The following is a 20,967-nucleotide window of genomic DNA, read 5'->3' as shown; positions in this document are numbered from 1 at the left end:
TCCATTTAACCTATTACTTGTGGAAAAAGGGAATTATGGACCAGAGTAGTAATTTTCCTGCCCGGGCATGGAAGTACTTCCTTACCAGACTATGGTACAACCAGAATTAAAAAAATAAAAATTAGTACTTTCGAAACTGCAGTTGTTTATCGGGTTTCACCGCCGAACTAAAGCTGTTTACAAGAATATATATGCTCCCATTCCAAATCTAATTCTCACATAAAACCATAAATAAGATTTGTATCCAAATACTTAAGAAGAAAATATTCTATTTTCAATTAAATAACAATTCCAACCATCAACAGTATTCATAAAATATTGAATTTATTCCAACATATCGAATTCGACCATAGAACACCCCCTTCTATTAACCATAAAGGTTCATCACAATATTTTATCATAAAAAGAAGTATATGAAGTAGAATTAATCCAAACTATTTTATTCTTCTTTACTTTGAAAGCGTTTTCTTCAAAACTTTAAGTTTCAATATATGAAAATAGCGCTGGTTGCATTAGGTTCCCGAGGAGATATTGAACCATTATTATCAATTGGGAAAAAACTCAAAAATAAGGGTCACCAGGTCATGTGTGTATTTCCTGATAAATTTCAACATATCGTGTTGGAAGTGGGGATGGAGTTTATTTCATTGGGAACAGAACACACGGATTTAATGTATCAGGAACATGGAAAAGAATTTTTTGGTGGAAACAGGTCTTTGTTTTCCAAATTTCTATCAGCTATCCGATTCGGTGTTGAACATTCTAAGATCGAACAATTATTACTACTCAGACAATACGAAATCATACATAGAACAAGCCCGGATATAATCATTCACAACAGATTAGCTATTTACCCATTTATTTGGGGGCTTCAGGAATCAAACAGATCGATACTGATAGAGTACTACCCTTATACTATGCATTATGTAAAGGAAAATGCAAATATATCCCTCAACATAGACCTAGGTCCTGTTCTCAATAAATTTTCCTATAAACTCTTCAACATTGTTTTATCGGGTCAAATCAAAAAATCAATAAACCAATTAAATTTACCCATTGCCAAATCTAAAAAAGAGATCCAAGAATCATTTCAATCCGGTAAAACACTCTATAATTTTTCTGAAGTGCTATTTCCAAAACCCCAATACTGGGATGACAAAGCTAAAATTATGGGGTTCCAATATCGGGATAAATTAAATAACTGGTCACCTCCGGAAAAACTTGAAAAATTCTTATCTCAACATGACAGAATAATCTTTATAACCTTCGGTAGTATGCCCAATCCCCAACCAATAGAAAAGACAAAAATCTTCATGGAAATATTCGAGGCAAATGGTATTCCTGCAATCTTTTGCACCAATTCCGGTGGCCTGGAAAAGCCTGAACAGTATAATTCCCATCTTTTTTATTTTATCAAGTCTATTCCGTACGACTGGATCTTTCCAAGGATGTACGCAGTTATCCACCACGGAGGATGTGGAACTACTCATGAAGGCATCCTTTCGGGCTGTCCAACTTTAATAATCCCCCATTTTATGGATCAATATGTGTGGAATAAGATAATATCCAATAAAAAACTAGGGCCATTGGGAACCAGTATTCGTTCCTTTTCAAGAAAAAAGGTCGAACCATTAGTTAAAGATTTGTTTACAAATGAGAAATACAAGAATAATGCTGTATTAGTTTCGAAAGATATGCTGAAAGAAAATTTCAGGCCTGAGCTATATAATTTTATATTAGAATAATATTTTGAGCCATAATTATTCAGTACGCCCAGGAAATGCATTAATCATCTAATTTAAACTTTGGAGATACGTGAAAATTCTTATCATGTCTTTAGGCACACGCGGGGATATAGAACCGCTATTAGCAATCGGTGAAAAATTGATGAATACAGACCATGAAATCACTTTTGCTTTTTCCGAAAAATTCAGACCTTCATTTGAAAATAGTCAAATACGATTTATTTCTTTGGGCGAAAAGTTTATGGAGGTCATTGATAGTCCGCTAGCGAAAAAAGCATTTGGAGGCAGTAAATCGGGAATTTTTAAATTTATTTATCATTTGCGACTTGGTTTAAAGTTTGTAAAAATAGAAAAGGATACAATTACCCGGCAATATAATGCGGTGAAGGAATACAAGCCGGACCTAATCATTCACAACAGCATTGCCACCTATCCTTTTGTTTGGTCAATGGATCATCCCGGCCAAACTGTTTTAGTACTTCCCGCACCATATTATTTTCATCCGGCAAATGACCACCCTTATTATATTTTCAGGAAAAACTATGGATATTTTTTGAATCGACTCACTTATAAAATTGCCCTTCACTCAACAGCAATCTCCCTTAAAAAAGCAATGAATATTCTCAAAATTTCAAAAAAACCTACGAAAAGAGAAATAAAGAAAAAGTTGCTGTCAGTAAGGTCGATTTACTCTATATCCAAGTCCCTCTTTTCCAAACCCAATTACTGGAATAATAACATAGAAGTATTGGGCTTTTTCGAGCGAAATAAATCGGCCGAATGGTCTCCCCCTGACGAATTAACTGAATTTCTCACAATGCACAATAAGCTATTATTGATTTCTTTTGGCAGTATGACCAATCCGGATCCTCAACTAAAAACCAAAATAATCATTGAAATTCTGGAAAAAAATCAAATACCGGCAATATTACTTACAGGCTCAGGGGGAATGATCATCCCAGATAGATACAATAAAAAACAGTTTTACTTCAGCCAAAGTCTACCCTATGACTGGATATTACAAAAAATTTATGGAGTAGTTCATCACGGGGGCTCCGGTACTGTTCATAATACCCTAAAAAATGGTTGTGCATCATTGGCCATTCCCCACGTATTTGATCAATTTGTTTGGAATAAAATCATTGCAGAAAAAAAATTGGGCCCAAAAGGCATAAAAATAGGTAAACTCAATAGACAAAACCTGGAGCCTTTAATTTTAGATCTGTATAAAAATAGAAATTATAAAAAAAATGCGGAAAAGATCTCCATACAAATGAAAGCAGAATCGTCCCCAGAACAACTAATAAATTTTATTATCAATAAATCCTCTTAATTTGCGACAAATACGCAAAATGAAAATCTTACTTTTTTCCATCGGCACCCGAGGGGACATGGAACCTTTTCTTACCATTGGTGAAATTTTGAAAAACAAGGGCCACCAGGTCATTTGTGTTTTCGCCAATCAATTTGAAGACCTCGTTCGCCACTCGGGCCTGGAATTTATTCCTCTGGGACCGGAAACACTTGACCTACTGGAAAGCAAGGATGCCAGGATTGCCTTTGGAGGGAAACAACCTAAATTGATCCGGGTTATCTCTTCCATCAAAATGGGTTTCAAATTTTTAAAAATTCGGAAAAAAATTACTCAAAAAGAATTTGAAGTTGTACAAAAAGAATCTCCTGATTTAATTCTCCATAATGCTCTAAATATTTACCCGTTCATTTGGGGATTTAGGAATAACAGGTCCTTACTTGTCAGTGCCGTGCCCTTTATTATTCATTCTGTAAATGAACATCCCTACATCTCTTTTCACACAAATCTGTCCCCATTCCTCAACAAACTATCCTATCGTTTAACCAATTGGGGCTTAGCTTATTTTATAAAAAAAGGGTATTCCTACCTTAAAATAGAAGGTAAAAAGTCCAATCGGGCGATCAGAAAAGCGGTTTTGGATCAAAAAATGGTATTTACTATTTCCACTTCCCTGTTTTCAAGACCCAGATACTGGAAGAGTAACGTGCAAATTCTGGGATTTCACGAACGCAACAAAAGTTCTAATTGGTCGCCTTCTACTGAACTAATTTCTTTCCTCAGTCAACATAAAAAAATTCTATTTATAACCTTTGGGAGTATAACCAATCCCGACCCTGAAGGTAAAACCCGGATATTCATGAATATTCTAAAACAACACAATATTCCAGCTATTATCAATACTGCTTCCGGGGGGTTGTCGGAACCATCAAAGTATAATCATCAATTATTTCATTTTACTCAATCTATTCCCTATGACTGGATACTACCTCAAGTATATGCCATTATCCATCATGGAGGCTCAGGCACCACCCATACAGCTCTTAAATATGGGCTACCTACGATGATTACACCCCATATTTTTGATCAATTTACCTGGAATAACATCATTTCGGATAAAGCTCTCGGTCCCAAAGGAATTAGTATCAAAAAAATATCGGAAGAAAATCTGGAACCTAAAGTACTCGATCTATTCAACAATAAATCTTTTAAAGAAAACGCTGAAAGAATAGCTGTATCAATAAAAAATGAGGATTATGAAGAACTACTATATCAGTTTTTAATTGAACCGGGCCTTTCACATGAAATCTAAAATTCAAAAACCGTCATCTGAGAACTTAATTATCGGAGAGATTGCAGATTATTATCTGGACAAAGAAGGTATTCTGTACTCCTATTCCAAAAAGCCCAAAAGAACGGTACAAAATATTTCTCAAAACGTCGCATTGGTAAAAAAAATTACTAACAACAAGCAAGTTCCTCTTCTAATCTATCTATGCAATTCGCCTGTCCCTGATAAAGAAGCTCGCAAATTTTCTACACAACAACTTCCTGAAATATATAAAGCTATGGCTATGGTATCAAACCCGGGATTGTCACAATTAATTATGAACATTCTATTCAAATTTAAAACACCCCCAATACCTATTAAATCATTTTCTGATGATAAAAAAGCTAAAGCATGGTTAAAGCAATTTTTGTAAGACAGCTCCATTCTTAAATTCATGAATAAATTAAATTCCATAAAAGACCTTTTCAAACCGGTCCAACCCGCTATCAAAGCCGGGCAAAACCAGGTTTCTTATATGGAAACACCTCCAGACTTCCGGCTATCTGATTTTATTTACTGTTACTGGCAATTAGCGACCCAAAAACCATTAGATAAAAATTTTATCTACCGGGTGGTGACGGATGGGTGCATTGACATACTATGGGAAGCAAATTCTCCCCATCAAAATTTCATTACCGGCTTTTCCAACCAATACATGGAATTCCAACTCGAAACAACTTTTAATTATATGGGTATTCGATTCCTGCCTACCGCCTTTCCTCTATTATTCAATCTCCCTGCTTCGGAATTGACCAACCGGTTTGAAGACTTGTATGCTGTAAACTCACTACTTTCCATGCAAATTTCACAAAGTATAGAGGGTAGTAATATCTTAGAAAGTGTGAAAACAAAATTAGACAATCTTTTTCTCCTTATAATCCGGGATCACCAGACAATCTCTGACCCAAGGTTGTTCCACTCCCTAGAGATTATATTGCAAAACAAAGGACAGGTAGGTATCGAAAAGGACCTGGAAACAGGACTTAGCACCCGGCAATTGAGAAGATTGTTCAAGTTTTATATCGGTGATTCCCCCAAAACTTTCAGTAAAGTGGTCCGATTTCAATCATTTCTCAATCAAAACCCTACCAGGAAAAACATCCGGGGTAACAAAATCTACTTTGACCTGGGGTATTTTGACCAATCCCATTTTATTAAAGACTTTAAAAACTTCTATGGATTGCCACCTTCCCGGGCATTTGATTGAAAATGTCCGATTTTTACTATTTCAGTAGTAGTCTCTGTCCTACATTTGACATAAAAGTAATCATACACAAGATGAAATATATAATCACTCTCTTTATGTCACTGACCACTTACACAGCTATTCATTGTCAAATCAATAACACTCAAAACGTTAAAAAGATGAAATTAAACGCAGGAATTATCACAAAACAATTGGAAATCACGAAGGAATTTTACACCAAAAATCTCAATTTTGGCGTCACTTTTGAAAACGACTTTTATTTACTTCTACACACCCCTAATAAAAAGTCTGAATTAGCATTTTTGCTGCCTAATCATCCTTCTCAGCATCCAATATTCCATAAGCCATTTAACGGAGAAGGTATATTCCTGACCATCGAATTGGAAAACGTAGATGAATTTTATAAGAAGATCAAAGAGAAGAATGTAAAAATTATCGTCGAACTTCGGGACGAGCCCTGGGGCGACCGCCATTTTGCCATCAGGGACCCCAATGGACTAAGTATTGATTTTGTCACATATACACCACCTCAAGAATAAAAATAAATTATTTAAACAAATACTATCTTAATTTACATTATATTAAATTAATTTAGAATCACTTTATTTCAAATAAGTGAAAATTCCAAAACTACATATTATTCTATTCCACTTCTTATCCATTGTTTTTGGCTTTTTTGTTGGAATTGGAATCGCCCTGTTAGTTAAAGCAGGGGAAAACCAAATGTTGGCTGCTGCCGCTATAGTAATAGGATATGGTATAATTACGGCTGTTATTTCCTTTATAGTATCCTTTTTCCTGGCCTCTACACAAAATCAAAAGGTCATAGTAAGCTTGAATATCCTATGGACCCTTTTTATTTCTATAATAATCCTTACAATTTTCATTCGGAGAGAGCGTCCCAGGATAGAAAATGATCAAAACAAACTTCAAAAGAAGACGCAACCGGCACTAGGTATTTCAAAGGCTATCTCATTATTCCCCACCTATTGTTGGTTAAATACAAACCTTATCCCTAATAATACAGATCTCCCAATGGGAATGGGTATTTTCAAACCAAATTTAGCCCCGGAATATAGCTTGTACTTTTATGGGAATGTAAAAGAACAAACTGTTACGGACAGTATTAGTTTTACCATAAACAATAATGGTCACATTGAGATTTCATATGCTCCACCCTGGTTACTTCCACAAAACCTTAAATTAGACTACGGTATTTTGTTATTTAAAATAAAAACGATTTACAAAAGATTTTTAGAGATTGAAGTTAATTCAAAAACTCACCAAACAGCCCTCATAAACTCCAATGCAGGAAAGGTGCTTTTATGGCCATCATTTTTACTGGAAGTCCACAGTATAGAATTGCTTCCAAGCAAAAACAACTTTATTCGATCCAGACCCTTTGAACATTCAGACAAAATAAATATCCAACACACATTACTCTTGCCTTTAGCTATAAGGGGAAATTGGATGAAGGTTCAACTAGTAGATGATAACTATACAGCATTAGGAGAAGGATGGATCAAATGGAATGAAAAAGGTCAACTATTAGTCAAATATTCATTATTAAGTTAAAATATTCTTTAATAAATTACCAATGTCAAACAGAGATAACTTTTGCTAATTTACAAAGCACTAAGGCATTATAAAACCGGGATAAAATATACCAGGTACCCCAAGATCATAATGTGCCTTTATGTAACAGAATTCGTCGTTTTACAAAGTGACTTAACAGTAATTCTGCCGTCTTATTGAACGGTATGCTTTGATTGGCCCCATTCGAAGGATTAGGTCAAAAGGTCGTTGCCAAAAAGCAACCGCATCCATAGCAATTTTGTCGAATCCGAAAATTTTCGGTATTCAACTAAAGAAATCATCCACGGCAAACATAAATGGAATCTACCGGTCCTTAATGTAACGTGAGCTCGACGAATAATTGTTCCCTACCCTGGGTTGGCACCCTGGGTTAGGTATATTTCGCTTCCCGCCGAATTCATGTCGGGACAGGCACTTCAGAGCTCTTATTTTCTCTGTCGAACTTACGTAAATTTATTATTTCCTTTATTCTTAAATTTAAACACCATGAGGTATATTAAAAGATTTATATTATTTTTCTTAATTATTGTGGCTCTAATATTTGCTCTTCAAAACTATGATATAGTAACTATATCCTTTTTGAAATGGCAAAAAGATCTCTCCCTTACATTAACCATAGTACTTACGTATATCCTGGGGGCTATTTCCGGAGGATTACTTTTCTCTATGTTTAAATCACTTGTTAAATCCGGGAAGAAAAAAACGTAAAGTTTTCGAGTTTGAGGGTCGGGTTCAGATCTTTAAAATGTAGGTTTAGAGAAATCAAAATGGAGTAAAAAAGTGATTTGTAACATAATCTTGGAAAGAAATGAAAATAAAACACGATCAAACAGGGAGCAAAGGTGCTTTTACAGCAGTTTCTAATGGATCGGAAGCCGGAAAACTGACATATAGCAAAGCCGGAAGTACCAAAATCATCCTTGACCACACCGAAGTGGGTCCCGCATTTAAAGGGCAGGGAGTAGGTAGGCAATTGGTAATGAAAGCAATAGAATATGCTCGAGGCAATCAATTAAAAATTATTCCGCTATGCCCATATGCCAAAAGTGTATTTGAGAAAACTCCTGAAATTAGGGACGTCCTGTAAGAAGATCAATAACGGTGTCAAAGCGACATGGGGAGTAAGGGTTGGTCTTTTAAGGGGGCCCTTGACATGAGCCCAATGCCGGGTTCGATTCCTGTAAGACTATATCGGTATATGCTACCATATTTTCTTAGGAAATTGCGGTGATTACAACTAATTATTCTATAATCAATTGTCTTTGCACATTCGTTTTCCCCAGCCAGATCCTTCCATCATTCAGGTTAAATTCATACCGACTTACCTGATAGGTGAGTCCGGGGAAATCGAAATGGACACGGTAACGTCCTGGCTCAATTTCTCCATAGTTTTATATAATGTAGTATAATTTCCTTTTGTTCTCCACTACGGATCAATGAGAGCCACGCATGTTTCCATTCATCTTTCGAATTGGGTTTGATTATCGGTAATTCACCGGATATCCACTCCCCGTTTTCAACATTAAAAATATTCAACCCCGCCGTAAAATAGCCGAACAACCCAACCCCCATTTTGCCCGGATCCAAATGATAATAATTAATTGAATCATCGTTACGTAACTTCAAATTTAACTCTATGCCTCCTGACATATTTCTCCCTAATGAAGTAATTTCGCAAGTGAGCCCGGCATGAAATTTATTATAGCGCTTCAGAGCATCAATAATCCTGTTGTCCTCCCGGGGATCGGATTGACCTTCTAAATGAGGATAAGATATAGGAATTACATAGTTTGGATAAAAATCAGATTAGATCATTGGTTCAAAAGGATGGTAGGAAGAATACAAAGGAATATCACCCCAGGTATTTCCGCTATATATTTCCTTTCCATCCGCGTAGATCCTAAATCCTCCTTTCAAATTTTCCCGTAGTTAAATTTCATCTTCCGGGAAGATCAAGTGACTTGAATAGTCGTAATAATCTATACTTTCATGACCAAATGCTATATTCTCACCTATCCGGATCGAGAATCCTTCCGAAGAGAAAGCATCAGAATAAGGCTTCTCGCATCCCATCAACATCAACCCAATAAACAAGGTCGCTATACTACATAATCTCATAATAATTTGGTTTTTTCTTAAAATAAGACGGGCAAAAAACGGTCAAGATTGGTCCAAATTGCCGTTTTTCAGGCAGTTAGCTATTCATTGTACAGCAAACTTTTAATTTAACTCAATACATAAAGAATTAATTTAATATTTGGAACAATTTTTGCTTTCATTTTTCCTGCAATAAGTTGTGAATGAAATGCTTAATTATATTAAAAAATACGGACTGCATATTTTTACGATTATAGTCTTTGGACTTTTGATCAGTAAGGTATTTTCAGGTCAGGATTCACTGAGTTGGACCCTTTTATTTTCTGCAATTGCCTTAAATGCCATACTCTATATGTTTGACAAAGGCATTTCCATAATAGCCTGGCTAATATGTGTATGTTGTTTGCTGGGAATGACCATGAGTTTACCAATTGTTTTTTCCTGGTTTACAAATGGCATGCCGGCCTTCTGGACTGATTCCGAATTTGTTCCTCACGAAAGCAGGTTATGGTCATTTTGTTATTTCGGAATTAGTTGTTTCTTTGGGTTATTACAGATTCAGTTTACTTCGTAATGTTTTAAAACAGAAAATTATAAAAGTTTGACAAATCTGTTTCAGCCAATAGCAAAGATTCTATAGATCATATAAATAATCAAGTAGTGAATTGATTTACGCTATTTTAACCTAAGCTCAACCAAGAGTTATTTCTTGTACTGCATTGTGCAAATCAATGCCAGAATCGACGATTTCACTTGTTTTCCTCCCAGGGTTGGCACCCAGGGTTAATTATATTTCGCTCCTTGTGCCACCTCCAAAGCAAAAGTCGGCAGGCGGTCAGAGCTCTTATTTTTCACAGTAGAACTTATATTAATATAATACTGGGTTTTAGCAAGGTTTGTAAAAAAGGTGTGATTCATTCAATCAAAGCAAATAATAGTTTCAAATAAAGCATTATTTAATATAGTGGTTTATGCCTCACTTCCTTTTACCCCACTTCTAATGAAACAAAATATAACCAGGGAATTTTTCTATTGAAGTATTTCATTCGAATCCTTTAAATAGGTCAGAATATGGCCCTACAAATCAACTTCCAGATCTAATGCCGTCGTCCGCTTTCTTGTGGACAAAGCAAACTGCGTCTTTACTCTCCCTAAATTTTCAATATTAGATAACTTATTTAAAATAAATTCATTAAACTGATCCATATCCTTAACCAAAATCTTCAATAAAAAGTCTGAATCTCCTGTGGTATGATAACATTCCATTACTTCAGGAAATACCGTAATCCTTTCCACAAATGAATTAACCTCATGCAAGTTGTGAAGGCTCAAAGAAATCTGGACAAAGGCCACCATTTTGTACCCGAGGAGATCGCGATTCAACAGAGCTACATATTTGTCTATATACCCATTTTTCTCCAGTCTTTTTATCCGTTCAAACACCGGAGTTGATGAAAGGCCCAAATTGGAAGAAATTTCTTTAATGGTCATTCGTGCATTATTCTGGAGCATCTCCATAATTTGCCGGTCGAAATCGTCTATTTTCATAATGTAAAAATAGCGAAATAATTTTGAGATAGCTGATGATGGTCTTAGAGAAGGTTGACCTGATATCGAAGAGGACATCAGTGTTGATGGGATATTGAATGGGACACTTCACGTAAACCGGTTCGCAGGCACTAGATAAATAATTAAATCCTACTTTTATATTTAAATCCATCCCGAATTTTCAGTAACTTTGCCCCTCTAAATCAAAGTTTTAGTACATGTTTCCAGAATATGATGTCATAGTAGTCGGAGGAGGTCACGCCGGATGTGAAGCAGCAGTGGCAGCAGCAAATATGGGTTCAAAGGTACTTTTGGCCACTATGAATATGAATACCATAGCCCAGATGTCATGCAATCCGGCTATCGGTGGAATTGCCAAAGGCCAAATCGTGCGGGAGATAGATGCAATGAACGGATATACCGGAATCGTTACGGATCATACAATGATCCAATTCCGAATGCTCAATATGTCCAAAGGACCAGCTATGTGGAGTCCTCGGGCGCAAAGTGACCGAATGGAATTTGCTGCCAAATGGAGACATATGCTGGAACAAAATCCCAATATTGATTTCTGGCAGGAAATGGTTACCGGAATTATTGTAAAAGACGGTATGGCCAAAGGGGTATACACATCACTTGGCCTGGAAATCCCGTCAAAATCAGTAATTCTTACCAATGGGACCTTTCTCAATGGAATCATCCACATCGGGTCCAAACAGATGGGAGGGGGAAGAGCCGGAGAGCGTTCAGCTAAGGGCATTACCGAACAACTCCGGGAATTGGGTTTTGAAAGTGGCAGAATGAAAACCGGCACCCCCCCCAGGGTAGACGGCAGGTCTTTGAATTGGGATCGTATGGAGATTCAGCCCGGGGATGAAAATCCCGGTACGTTTTCCTTTACTAAAACACCTGAACTTTCTACACAACGGCCTTGTCATATCACCTATACATCACCAGAAGTCCACGAAGAACTAAAAAAAGGATTCAAAGATTCTCCTATGTTCAATGGCAGGATACAGGGAATTGGCCCCCGCTATTGCCCTTCGATCGAAGATAAAATCGATCGGTTTGCCGAGCGAAACAGACATCAATTGTTTATCGAACCCGAAGGCCGAAAGACATGTGAAATCTATGTCAATGGGTTTTCATCTTCTCTTCCGGAAGATATCCAGTACAAAGCTTTGAAAAAGATTGCCGGATTCGAAAATGTAAAAATGTTTCGTCCCGGCTACGCTATAGAATACGACTTCTTCCCCCCGCAGCAACTGCAACTTTCCCTTGAAACAAAATTGATTAGGAATCTTTTCTTTGCAGGTCAGATAAACGGTACTACCGGGTATGAGGAAGCAGGCGGCCAGGGACTTATAGCAGGTATCAATGCTCACCTGAAGGTCAACGATCAATCCCCTTTTATACTCAATCGATACGATGCGTATATTGGTGTATTGATCGATGATCTGGTCAATAAAGGAACCAATGAACCGTATCGCATGTTTACCAGCAGGGCTGAGTTCCGCATTCTTCTGAGACAGGATAACGCCGATCTCCGTTTGACACAAAAAGCAGCTGATATCGGAATGAAAAATATGGAAGACCGGCTCTTTTCCGTTCATGAGAAACAAAATGCTATCCATAAAATCGAAAGATTTAGTAAGGACTTTAGTGTCGATCCCGGATTAGTAAATCCTTATCTGGAATCCATCGGGAGTGCCCCTTTGCATCAGAAAATAAAACTCCATACCGTAATTTTACGGCCGAATGTATCCTTTGAAGATATAAGGAGATACCTTCCGGATGCTGACCGCTTCCTGGATAATTTTTCAAAAGAATATATCGATAGTGCTGAAATTGAAATGAAGTATAGCGGATACATTACCAAGGAGCAAGAACAAGCAGATAAACTAAAACGATTGGAACAAGTGCAATTGGGCACCGGCATTAACTATGAAAACATTTCATCCCTTTCTTCCGAAGGCCGGGAGAAACTCAAACACATAAAACCGTTGAATATAGGACAGGCAAGTAGGATTTCCGGTGTGTCACCAGCCGATATATCTGTACTTCTTGTACATATGGGAAGATAGAAAAATAATATAATGATAAAAATTGGGCCAATATTGTTTCTTGGACTTGTACTGGTACGTTGTACTCCCGACCACCAAGTATCTTCAATACAGGTAGACAATACCCAACTATTTCACAAGTCTGTCAAGCAATTAACGGATATCATTGTATATGATGTTTTTTCTCCGCCAGTAGCTTCCCGGGTATATGCATATCCCGCAATTGCGGCCTATGAAATCATTCAACAGGCATCTCCCACATTAACTTCCCTGGCAGGGCAAATTAATGGACTTACAAACATTCCACCCATAGATTCTACCACACAAATCAATACTTCCATTGCAGCTATTGAAGCCTTTACACTTCTCGGTCGCCAACTGGTATTTTCAGTAGAAAAAATGGATGCATTCCGGGATTCATTTCACAACGCCTGGTTGGAAATAGGCATAACACCAGGCCAACTGGAAGCTTCCCAAAAATATGCCAGGGAGGTAGTACAACATATTAATTCCTGGATGGATAAAGATTTCTATAAAGAAACCCGTACTTATCCCAAATTCAATATTGACGATAAAGATGCCTCAAGATGGGAACCTACCCCTCCCGCTTATATTGATGGTATAGAACCACACTGGAACAAGATACGGCCTATGGTCATGGATTCCGCCAGTCAATTTATCCCCCCTCCCCCTCCTCTCTTCAGTATTGAACCAGGTAGCGACTTTTACAAAGAGGCCATGATAGTTTACGATTCCGTTAACCAGATTGAGAAAGAATGCTATGACATTGCCAAATTCTGGGATTGTAATCCATTTGTTTCCCACCAAAAAGGCCATGTAATGTCCGCAACCAAAAAAATATCCCCCGGAGGGCACTGGATAGGTATTACAGGTTTGGCATGTAAGAAATCAGGTCTTGCAATTGATAAAACCATAGAAGCATATACACTTGTCTCCATAGGTTTGTTTGATGCTTTTATAAGTTGCTGGGATGAAAAATACCGCTCCGATTTAATCCGACCAGAAACCTATATCAATGAGTATATCGACGAGGATTGGAAACCAATATTACAGACTCCTCCTTTCCCTGAACACACAAGTGGTCACAGTGTCGTATCACGGACTTCTGCAATCCTTTTGACACAAATATTCGGGAACAACTTTGAATACATTGATACCGTAGAGGAAGAATTCGGACTGCCTGCACGCTCATACGATTCATTTTTGCAAGCATCCGAAGAGGCAGCTATCAGTAGACTGTACGGAGGTATCCATTACATGCCCGCCATTACTGAAGGCATCAAACAGGGAGAGAAAGTTGGAAAACTTATAATTTCCCGGGTCCATACCCAAAACCAACCGATCAATATGAGTACAATTCAATAATTCTATACCAGAATAAGCTATCCGGCTTTTATATTTATTCGGAAACAATTAAGCCTATAATAAAAATATCCTCTACAAGTTCTTGCTTTGTCGATGTATGTTAAATAAATTAAAAAATATCGATTTAAATTAGAAATCACCCTTTTTATTCCGTTTTTCAATAAAACCAAACAACAATGCTTTTATTTTGCAGGAACATCTTTCTACTTTTACTTCCCATCTTTTTATTTTTCAAGTCCAATGCCCAGGATTCTCCTGCAGCCATAAAAGAAATAGGATTTGGCACCAACAATTTTGATAATTTTTCAATACAATTCCGATGGGGTAATGAAGAAAAGTTAAAACGAATTTCGGGAAATCTGGACTTCGATGGAAGATTAGATCCCGTTATTGAGAATAATGGCTATGATTCTCAACTCGGATTTCATTTTAGTTCATTTAAACTTTTACCGTTAAAAGAAAAAATAGGTTGGTTTTACGGCTGGAAAGCAGGTATTAATGCAAACTTTGACCACAGTAAAAATCAAGAAAATGTTTATGTTGTATACAGAAGTAATACTCTAATTTCTCCCAGGGTCGGAGGAATTTTAGGAATCTATTACAAATTCACACCTGAACTGGTATTATATGGAGAACTGAACCCTAATATTTATTATAGATATACAATTAATACCACTAAGCGTACTGGTCCTTCAATTCCTGAACAAAAATCAAAAAGCACTTAGCATGGCTATGGGTTATCAGGCGTCAACAATTTTAATGTCATGCTTACCCTGGTATATAGATTTCTGTCAACAAATTAACTCACATATTAAACACTAACTATTATGAACCACTTATTTACAACATTGTCTTATTTATTCTTTGCCCTGGTACTTTCTATATCCCTCAATGCACAGAACGATCCAAGCCCTGTAAAAGAATTAGGTATCGGGTTATCTGGCTTAGATGATATTTCCCTTCAATATCGATGGGGAGATGAAAATAAACTTCATAACCTGGCAGGAGGCATTGGGCTTACCTTTGTATCATCCAATTCCTACGCTTCTGAATTGAACTCAATGCAATTTTCAGGGACTTACAGCATCTTACACCTAAACCCTATCAACCAAAACTTTGGATTTGTGATAGGCCCCAGTTTCGGAATAGGAATAAATAAATCAAGTAGTGAAACGTCTTTTACCAATAGCAGACGTTCAGTTTTTAGTTTTGGTCCCAGAGTAGGTGTAGTATTAGGTGGCTATTGCAAAGTAAATAGTGAATTTTATATATACGGAAGTATTAATCCAAATTTATTTTATAATTACGTTGATACTAACTATAACAGCACTGGAGACCCCGACAACAATTACAATTCATTCGGCATTTCCGGCCTCAACAATTCCGGTGCAATGCTAACCCTGGCATACCGGTTTCAAAATGGGACAAAATAGAAGTATTTTAATGAAGAAAAGGGTTAAAACGAAGTCTCAAACCGATAGTTCAATTTCAAGAAAAAAGACCGTCCCCAATTGACTACACGGTTTCCCGACACAGAAGAATGTCCTCCTCCCGAACCACCGGAAAGAGCTACTGATTCTACATCCAAAAGGTTTTTCACGCCAACGGACAAAAACAATTGATCGGAAAAGAAATTTCGACTCACTGAAGCATTAACCATATTCATACCACCGATAAAACCCTCCGATATCTCATCGTTTTCATTGAGATAAAATTGCTGTTGTTTGCTCGTCCATTTTTGTGAAACGGTAAAGTCTGTCATAATTAAAGGCCAATAAATACTCGCATTATTCTGCCATTCATACAAATTCGTAAACCGCTGTGTAGAATTTTCAGAACTAAAAATATTGTACAACCGGGTCAAAGCCCCTCCGGATCGCAACTTAAAATTCTTACCTAACTGATATTCGACTTTGAGGTTCACCCCATGGGTTTCATATTCCTCAAGGTTTCTATACGTATATTTGGCTGCTTCGTATTCTGCCAGAACAATACGGTCTTCGATATTATTGTTAAACAATGTAGTAGATACTTCTACTGAGTTTTGCCCCAAAAGCCAACTACCTTCCACATCAATAGAAAAATTAGTCGAAGACTCCGCCATTAGATCGGCATTTCCCAAAATGTGATGATTTATATCTATAAATCGAAAAATCATTTCTTTCAAAGAAGGTGCTCTGAAGCCCTTGGCAAATCCAGCCCTTATATTCCAATGCTTATTGATTTTCCACAATGCCTTCATGGAAGGAATGATGGGATGGTCAAAACGCGTATTATTACCGTAGCGTAAATTACCCGAAAGCGTGAGCTCATCAAAAGGATTGTATTTCATTCCCAACCACCCCGCTAAATTCGAGATCATTGAAGTAGACCCGTTCCCTTCTATTGATTCCAAACGATCTCCTTCAGCAGTTTCCCGCAAATATTCAACCCCAATTTGAGTACTGAGTTTATTTTTAGTGTTCCAGCTCAATATATTCCGGCTTAAAATACTTGTATACCCGGTTGTGTCATGGCTTCCCTCCACCTCAGCTTCTAATCCTTCATCAAAATCTTTTCTATATGTGACAAGATTCCTGTCGTACTGGTTAAATGCATTAGTTGATGTCAAATAAGCTTTACTTCCTAAATATCCTTTCATAGAAACCGAATGATCTGATCGCCTTGTAAGATATTGATCATCAAATGAATAGGGCTTAAATTGAGGACGTCTGACCTGCCCAAAACTCTGTACCTTCTCATCAAAATAACGGAAAGAGTACTGAAGCGAAAAAGAATCACTAAAGTTGTACTTCACAACAGCATCTCCCGAATACTGCCATTTGGGATTCCACGGATACTTCTTTGTTTGATAGGTGTTCCCATCAGGTAATAGAACTTCTTGAAGAAGTCTTAGACTATCCTCATCAGCAATCTGGCTGTGATACCTCCGACCACTCGCTGAAACATACAGGCCTCCTACATTTGTACCCAGGGACAATGAATTATCCAAAACGCCTACTGATTCAGCCATATTTCGCAATTCCACCTGTAGGTCCGAAAGCTGTGATGTTCTCGATATTATATTTATGACTCCGCCTGAGGCATTACTTCCATATTGTGAAGACATGGCTCCTTCTACTACTTCAATTCTTTTGACCCTATTCATCTGAATCTGGGATAAATCAATATTACCATCCAGTCTTCCAATAACCGGCACACCATCAATCATAATCTGTACATTTTCTCCACTGATACCCTGTATCGTAAGACCACTTCCCAAAATCAGATCTGTATTCACTTGCATATTGAGTTGGGTAGTGAGTACTTCCGCTAAATTGACCATTCCAAGCCTTTTGATCTCTTCTTCCTCAATAACCTTCACGTTGTGGACGGCATTTGAATAATGAGTGGGTTCGTACTGAGCCGTAACCACTACTTCATCTATATCAAGCTTCCAAAGAGTACTATCAGCCCCTTCCGGTAAAGATTGTTGTCCAATCAAATACTCGGGAGCCAAAATAATCAAAATCAATATTCCTCTGATAAACAAACAAAATAAATAATACTCTATACCGTAAGCTTGCCTACAGTCAATAGCCCTTACCTGTTTGAGTTTATTATAATATTGGTAATTATTGGTCATCTTGTATTGGTATATCTATCCCCTGCTTATTTTACAGATGCCCTGGAAATTTCTGCCATTAATTTCCTCCAGGATTCTAACTCGGGAATTCCGGGTTTTCTTTTTCCAAAGAAATAAGTAATCAATTGGCCCTCCTCATCAAACAATTCCAAACTGGTAACAATACCATCTTTTGTAGGTTTTTTGACAATCCAGGTTTCAGATATATCATTCGTTTTCAGGTGTAAATTAAATTTACTATCTAATACATTGTACCAGTCCCCAAAAACTTTGAGGTTCTTTACTGGTCCCGAATGGATTTGTACACAACCTTTACTATGTACAAAGCACATAATCGGAACTTTTCTTTCGGCCGCTAATTCCAACATGCGAACAACTGCATCCTTGTCTACTTTTTCTGTCATTCCTTCAGGGGCGATACGAACAGCTCTGGTTCTGTTCAATTCGTACTTTTTCAACATTCCAAAAAAATCGTGGGTATCCTGGAGATTTTTCCAATCGTTTTGGAAGGCTTCTATATCGACATCAGACGTTTCATCCGCTGAATCCTCCAAATTAATCTCATCTATTTGTTCAATAACTAGAGGATTTTGGTCATGAGCGATATATTTTTTTACTAAAGAGTTATATGCATCCAGATCAGAATCGGGAGTGGAAAATATTTTATGGACAGCTTCACCTTCTTTATTAAAAAATTGGAATGAATACAAATCCGCCATCTTCCCCCTTCGCATAATAACTGCCAATCCATGAACCCATTGATTCATAAAAAAACGGAGATCAATATCCTCATTTACTGCTACGCCCATATTCCCTTCACCCCCATAGAATGAAATGTTATTGTAAACACCTTTTCTTTCATGTACGCAAGATTCATTTCGAGTCAGTGCCATGACATACCCCATAGTATGTATCTCTTTCAACAATTCCCTCCAATCGCCATCCAGGACGATTACATCTACATGGGGATTGTTAAGTGTAAGTAATTCAGCTTCTGAAATACCCAATTGATTGGCCAAACTACGATTTCGTAATTTGGGATTTTCACTTTTCAATTGAACCGATTTTTCCCTTAGTTCGTTTAATGATTTCATTTCAATTATTTTTACTGCTAAACCTGAAAAATTTATCCACTCTTAAACCATGAAAAAAAATATTGTAGGTCATCATCATGCTTTCTTTGACAAACAAAATCCCATTTTCTATCATGATGGTAAGGTTGTGATATGTGGACACCCAAACAACGGGTGTTTCTGAATTATTGACTTTATACCCAAGGAGGATTCTATGTGGGTTTCTTTAAAAACTTCCGTTGGACTACCCTTATGGGTGATCCTGCCATTTTTCAGTATAATGATCTTATCTGCAAATTGAGCAGCCAAATTCAAATCGTGCAAAATGGCAAAAACACCAATGCCCTTCTTTATCGTTAATTCTTTTACCAATTGTAATATTTTGAAGGAGTGTTGGATATCTATAGAGGCGGTTGGTTCATCCAGGAACAAGTATTTGGAATCTCCTTGTTCACATTTGTCATCTAGCTGAACCAGACATTTGGCCAAAAGAACTCTTTTTTGCTCTCCCCCGGACAAACTGATAAAATCTCTGTTGAGGAATGACCTCATTCCTACCTCAGTAAGGGCATTATGAATGAGTTCCTTTTTTTCAATATTGGATATTTTTCGTTTGATAGGATAGCATCCCATTTCTACTAATTCTTTTACCTTCATAGGAAATCCGAGAGAAAATTTTTGGGAAAGGACAGCCCTTCTGACTGCCAAATCCTTAAGGTCAAAATCATATAATCTTTTTCGATCCCAGACAATTTCACCTTTACTTAATTTTTCTCTGCTGGTAATAGCACTTAGCAAAGTAGTCTTTCCCGCGCCGTTCATTCCAAGAACGACGGTAAATTGAGAAGGCCGTATCGAAAACGATACGTCTTCTATGATCTTTCGATTTCCTTTCACAACGTCAATACCCTTTATCTCTATCATATCATCAGTCTTTCCTGGTTGGTCCGCATTAACAGCCACAAGAAAAAAGGTCCTCCAATTAATGCGGATAAAATACCAATAGGTAATTCAGCCGGAGCAATTATAGTCCTGGCAAGATCATCAGCCAGGATCATAAAAATAGCACCTCCCAGTGCTGAAGCCTTCATTAAAAATCGATAGTCCGCCCCCTTTAATATCCTTATAAAATGGGGGATAATTAACCCTACAAAACCAATAATTCCACTCATGGCAATGCAAACACCTACGACCAAAGAAGTCAATAAAATGATACCGGATTTTACTTTTTCTACATCAACACCCAGATATTCCGCTTCATTTTCCCCTAATAGAATTGCATTTAATGATACCGAAAATCGGTCCAGAGCAAATGATCCCAATAAAATCACAGGCGCTGCTATGAACAACTGTCCCCATGAAGCACCACTGAAACTTCCCAGTGTCCAGAATGTTATATCCCGTAATTGCTGTTCGTCAGACAAGTAAATAAAAATTCCGGAAACTGCAGCAGCTAATGCCGAAAGAGCTATTCCCGCCAGTAGCATTGTCACAACAAAGGTTTTACCACCTCGTTGTGATAAAAAATATACGATATAAGTAGATATTATACTTCCACCAAAGGCAAAAATAGCCACAACCGATTGCTGTAAAAACTCGGGAATAAATGCCATTATTGATCCCATCATTACCAGGGCAAAAACAGCAAAAAGCATTGCTCCGTTGGTAATCCCTATTAGCGAAGGATCTGCCAGCGGGTTCCTAAACAAGCCCTGTATAGCCGCTCCTGTAATGGCCAGCCCGGCCCCTGTAATTCCTGATAACAGGATACGGGGCAATCGAATTTGAAACAATAAGAATGTATTGACACCAATCAATTCGTCCTGAGATTTACCCGATGAAACCAATGCAGCTTTAAAAGACTTGATAATATCTGAAGCGGGGACAGAATATGCTCCTACAAAAAGCGAAAAGCAAATAACAGCTAATAGTAAGACTACCATACCAACCAAAACCGTATTTGCCTTAATATTCATAGCTCACTG

21 protein-coding genes are annotated in these 20,967 nt (G+C 37.4%); 14 read left to right on the top strand and 7 right to left on the bottom strand.

Going from position 1 to position 20,967, the window contains the following annotated elements:
* The first annotated feature begins 491 nt into the window (after window positions 1–491).
* The 9 genes from LVD47_RS16430 to LVD47_RS16390 all read left to right on the top strand — a co-directional run bounded on the left by LVD47_RS16430 (window position 492) and on the right by LVD47_RS16390 (window position 8,277).
* On the top strand, window positions 492–1,745 hold the full coding sequence (locus LVD47_RS16430) for a glycosyltransferase (RefSeq protein WP_236978868.1): 1,254 nt from the start codon (window positions 492–494) through the stop codon (window positions 1,743–1,745).
* Window positions 1,746–1,830: 85 nt separating this feature from the next.
* Window positions 1,831–3,078, top strand: coding sequence for a glycosyltransferase (locus LVD47_RS16425; RefSeq protein ID WP_236978866.1), 1,248 nt, complete (start codon window positions 1,831–1,833; stop codon window positions 3,076–3,078).
* Window positions 3,079–3,097: 19 nt separating this feature from the next.
* Window positions 3,098–4,369: a glycosyltransferase gene (locus LVD47_RS16420; RefSeq protein WP_236978864.1), complete on the top strand. Its 1,272-nt coding sequence runs from the start codon at window positions 3,098–3,100 to the stop codon at window positions 4,367–4,369.
* A complete protein-coding gene (locus LVD47_RS16415) occupies window positions 4,359–4,760 on the top strand; it encodes a DUF7793 family protein (protein ID WP_236978863.1) in 402 nt (133 codons plus the stop codon). The genes LVD47_RS16420 and LVD47_RS16415 overlap by 11 nt, the downstream gene beginning before the upstream one ends.
* 21 nt (window positions 4,761–4,781) lie before the next feature.
* Window positions 4,782–5,594, top strand: a complete 813-nt coding sequence (locus LVD47_RS16410; protein ID WP_236978860.1) for an AraC family transcriptional regulator — start codon at window positions 4,782–4,784, stop codon at window positions 5,592–5,594.
* A gap of 158 nt (window positions 5,595–5,752) precedes the next feature.
* Window positions 5,753–6,133: a VOC family protein gene (locus LVD47_RS16405; protein ID WP_236978859.1), complete on the top strand. Its 381-nt coding sequence runs from the start codon at window positions 5,753–5,755 to the stop codon at window positions 6,131–6,133.
* A 76-nt stretch (window positions 6,134–6,209) separates the two neighbouring features.
* The gene (locus LVD47_RS16400; RefSeq protein WP_236978858.1) at window positions 6,210–7,169 is read left to right on the top strand and encodes a hypothetical protein; all 960 of its coding nucleotides are present in this window, start codon (window positions 6,210–6,212) and stop codon (window positions 7,167–7,169) included.
* 507 nt (window positions 7,170–7,676) lie between these two features.
* On the top strand, window positions 7,677–7,898 hold the full coding sequence (locus tag LVD47_RS16395; RefSeq protein ID WP_236978857.1) for a lipopolysaccharide assembly protein LapA domain-containing protein: 222 nt from the start codon (window positions 7,677–7,679) through the stop codon (window positions 7,896–7,898).
* Between the two features lie 100 nt (window positions 7,899–7,998).
* Window positions 7,999–8,277, top strand: a complete 279-nt coding sequence (locus LVD47_RS16390; protein ID WP_236978856.1) for a GNAT family N-acetyltransferase — start codon at window positions 7,999–8,001, stop codon at window positions 8,275–8,277.
* Between the two features lie 287 nt (window positions 8,278–8,564).
* Here LVD47_RS16390 and LVD47_RS16385 read toward each other — a convergent pair whose 3' ends face one another.
* Window positions 8,565–8,840: a hypothetical protein gene (locus LVD47_RS16385; RefSeq protein WP_236978855.1), complete on the bottom strand. Its 276-nt coding sequence runs from the start codon at window positions 8,838–8,840 to the stop codon at window positions 8,565–8,567.
* 279 nt (window positions 8,841–9,119) lie between these two features.
* Window positions 9,120–9,308 (bottom strand): hypothetical protein, encoded by a 189-nt coding sequence (locus LVD47_RS16380; protein ID WP_236978854.1) that lies wholly within the window; start codon window positions 9,306–9,308, stop codon window positions 9,120–9,122.
* Window positions 9,309–9,495: 187 nt separating this feature from the next.
* On the opposite strand from LVD47_RS16380, the gene LVD47_RS16375 reads away from it, so the two are divergent.
* Window positions 9,496–9,861, top strand: a complete 366-nt coding sequence (locus LVD47_RS16375; RefSeq protein WP_236978853.1) for a hypothetical protein — start codon at window positions 9,496–9,498, stop codon at window positions 9,859–9,861.
* A gap of 503 nt (window positions 9,862–10,364) precedes the next feature.
* On the opposite strand, the gene LVD47_RS16370 is transcribed toward LVD47_RS16375, so the two are convergent.
* Window positions 10,365–10,835 (bottom strand): Lrp/AsnC family transcriptional regulator, encoded by a 471-nt coding sequence (locus LVD47_RS16370; protein ID WP_236978852.1) that lies wholly within the window; start codon window positions 10,833–10,835, stop codon window positions 10,365–10,367.
* 218 nt (window positions 10,836–11,053) lie between these two features.
* Here LVD47_RS16370 and mnmG point away from each other — a divergent pair, with 218 nt between their 5' ends.
* From mnmG to LVD47_RS16350, 4 genes are all read left to right on the top strand, one after another.
* A complete protein-coding gene (gene mnmG, locus LVD47_RS16365) occupies window positions 11,054–12,919 on the top strand; it encodes a tRNA uridine-5-carboxymethylaminomethyl(34) synthesis enzyme MnmG (protein ID WP_236978850.1) in 1,866 nt (621 codons plus the stop codon).
* A 12-nt stretch (window positions 12,920–12,931) separates the two neighbouring features.
* The gene (locus tag LVD47_RS16360; protein ID WP_236978848.1) at window positions 12,932–14,284 is read left to right on the top strand and encodes a vanadium-dependent haloperoxidase; all 1,353 of its coding nucleotides are present in this window, start codon (window positions 12,932–12,934) and stop codon (window positions 14,282–14,284) included.
* Window positions 14,285–14,460: 176 nt separating this feature from the next.
* Entirely contained in the window at window positions 14,461–15,009 is a 549-nt protein-coding gene (locus tag LVD47_RS16355; protein ID WP_236978846.1) for a hypothetical protein, read from the top strand.
* A 102-nt stretch (window positions 15,010–15,111) separates the two neighbouring features.
* On the top strand, window positions 15,112–15,717 hold the full coding sequence (locus LVD47_RS16350; RefSeq protein WP_236978843.1) for a hypothetical protein: 606 nt from the start codon (window positions 15,112–15,114) through the stop codon (window positions 15,715–15,717).
* Between the two features lie 23 nt (window positions 15,718–15,740).
* Here the strand turns inward: LVD47_RS16350 and LVD47_RS16345 are convergent, their stop codons facing one another.
* The 4 genes from LVD47_RS16345 to LVD47_RS16330 all read right to left on the bottom strand — a co-directional run bounded on the left by LVD47_RS16345 (window position 15,741) and on the right by LVD47_RS16330 (window position 20,958).
* Window positions 15,741–17,909 carry a TonB-dependent receptor plug domain-containing protein gene (locus LVD47_RS16345; RefSeq protein WP_236978841.1) on the bottom strand — a complete coding sequence of 723 codons (2,169 nt, stop codon included), beginning with the start codon at window positions 17,907–17,909 and terminating at the stop codon, window positions 15,741–15,743.
* A gap of 26 nt (window positions 17,910–17,935) precedes the next feature.
* Window positions 17,936–19,003: a hemin-degrading factor gene (locus LVD47_RS16340; RefSeq protein ID WP_236978839.1), complete on the bottom strand. Its 1,068-nt coding sequence runs from the start codon at window positions 19,001–19,003 to the stop codon at window positions 17,936–17,938.
* 111 nt (window positions 19,004–19,114) lie between these two features.
* Window positions 19,115–19,906, bottom strand: coding sequence for an ATP-binding cassette domain-containing protein (locus LVD47_RS16335; protein WP_236978837.1), 792 nt, complete (start codon window positions 19,904–19,906; stop codon window positions 19,115–19,117).
* Window positions 19,903–20,958, bottom strand: coding sequence for a FecCD family ABC transporter permease (locus LVD47_RS16330; RefSeq protein ID WP_236978835.1), 1,056 nt, complete (start codon window positions 20,956–20,958; stop codon window positions 19,903–19,905). Before LVD47_RS16330 ends, LVD47_RS16335 begins: the two co-directional genes overlap by 4 nt.
* Window positions 20,959–20,967: the final 9 nt, after the last annotated feature.

It is taken from the genome of Membranihabitans maritimus, from assembly GCF_021729145.1.
Taxonomy (GTDB): Bacteria; Bacteroidota; Bacteroidia; order Chitinophagales; family Saprospiraceae; genus Membranihabitans; species Membranihabitans maritimus.
The sequence above is the reverse complement of the archived record's forward strand: the minus strand, read 5'-3'. Positions and strand labels throughout refer to the sequence as shown.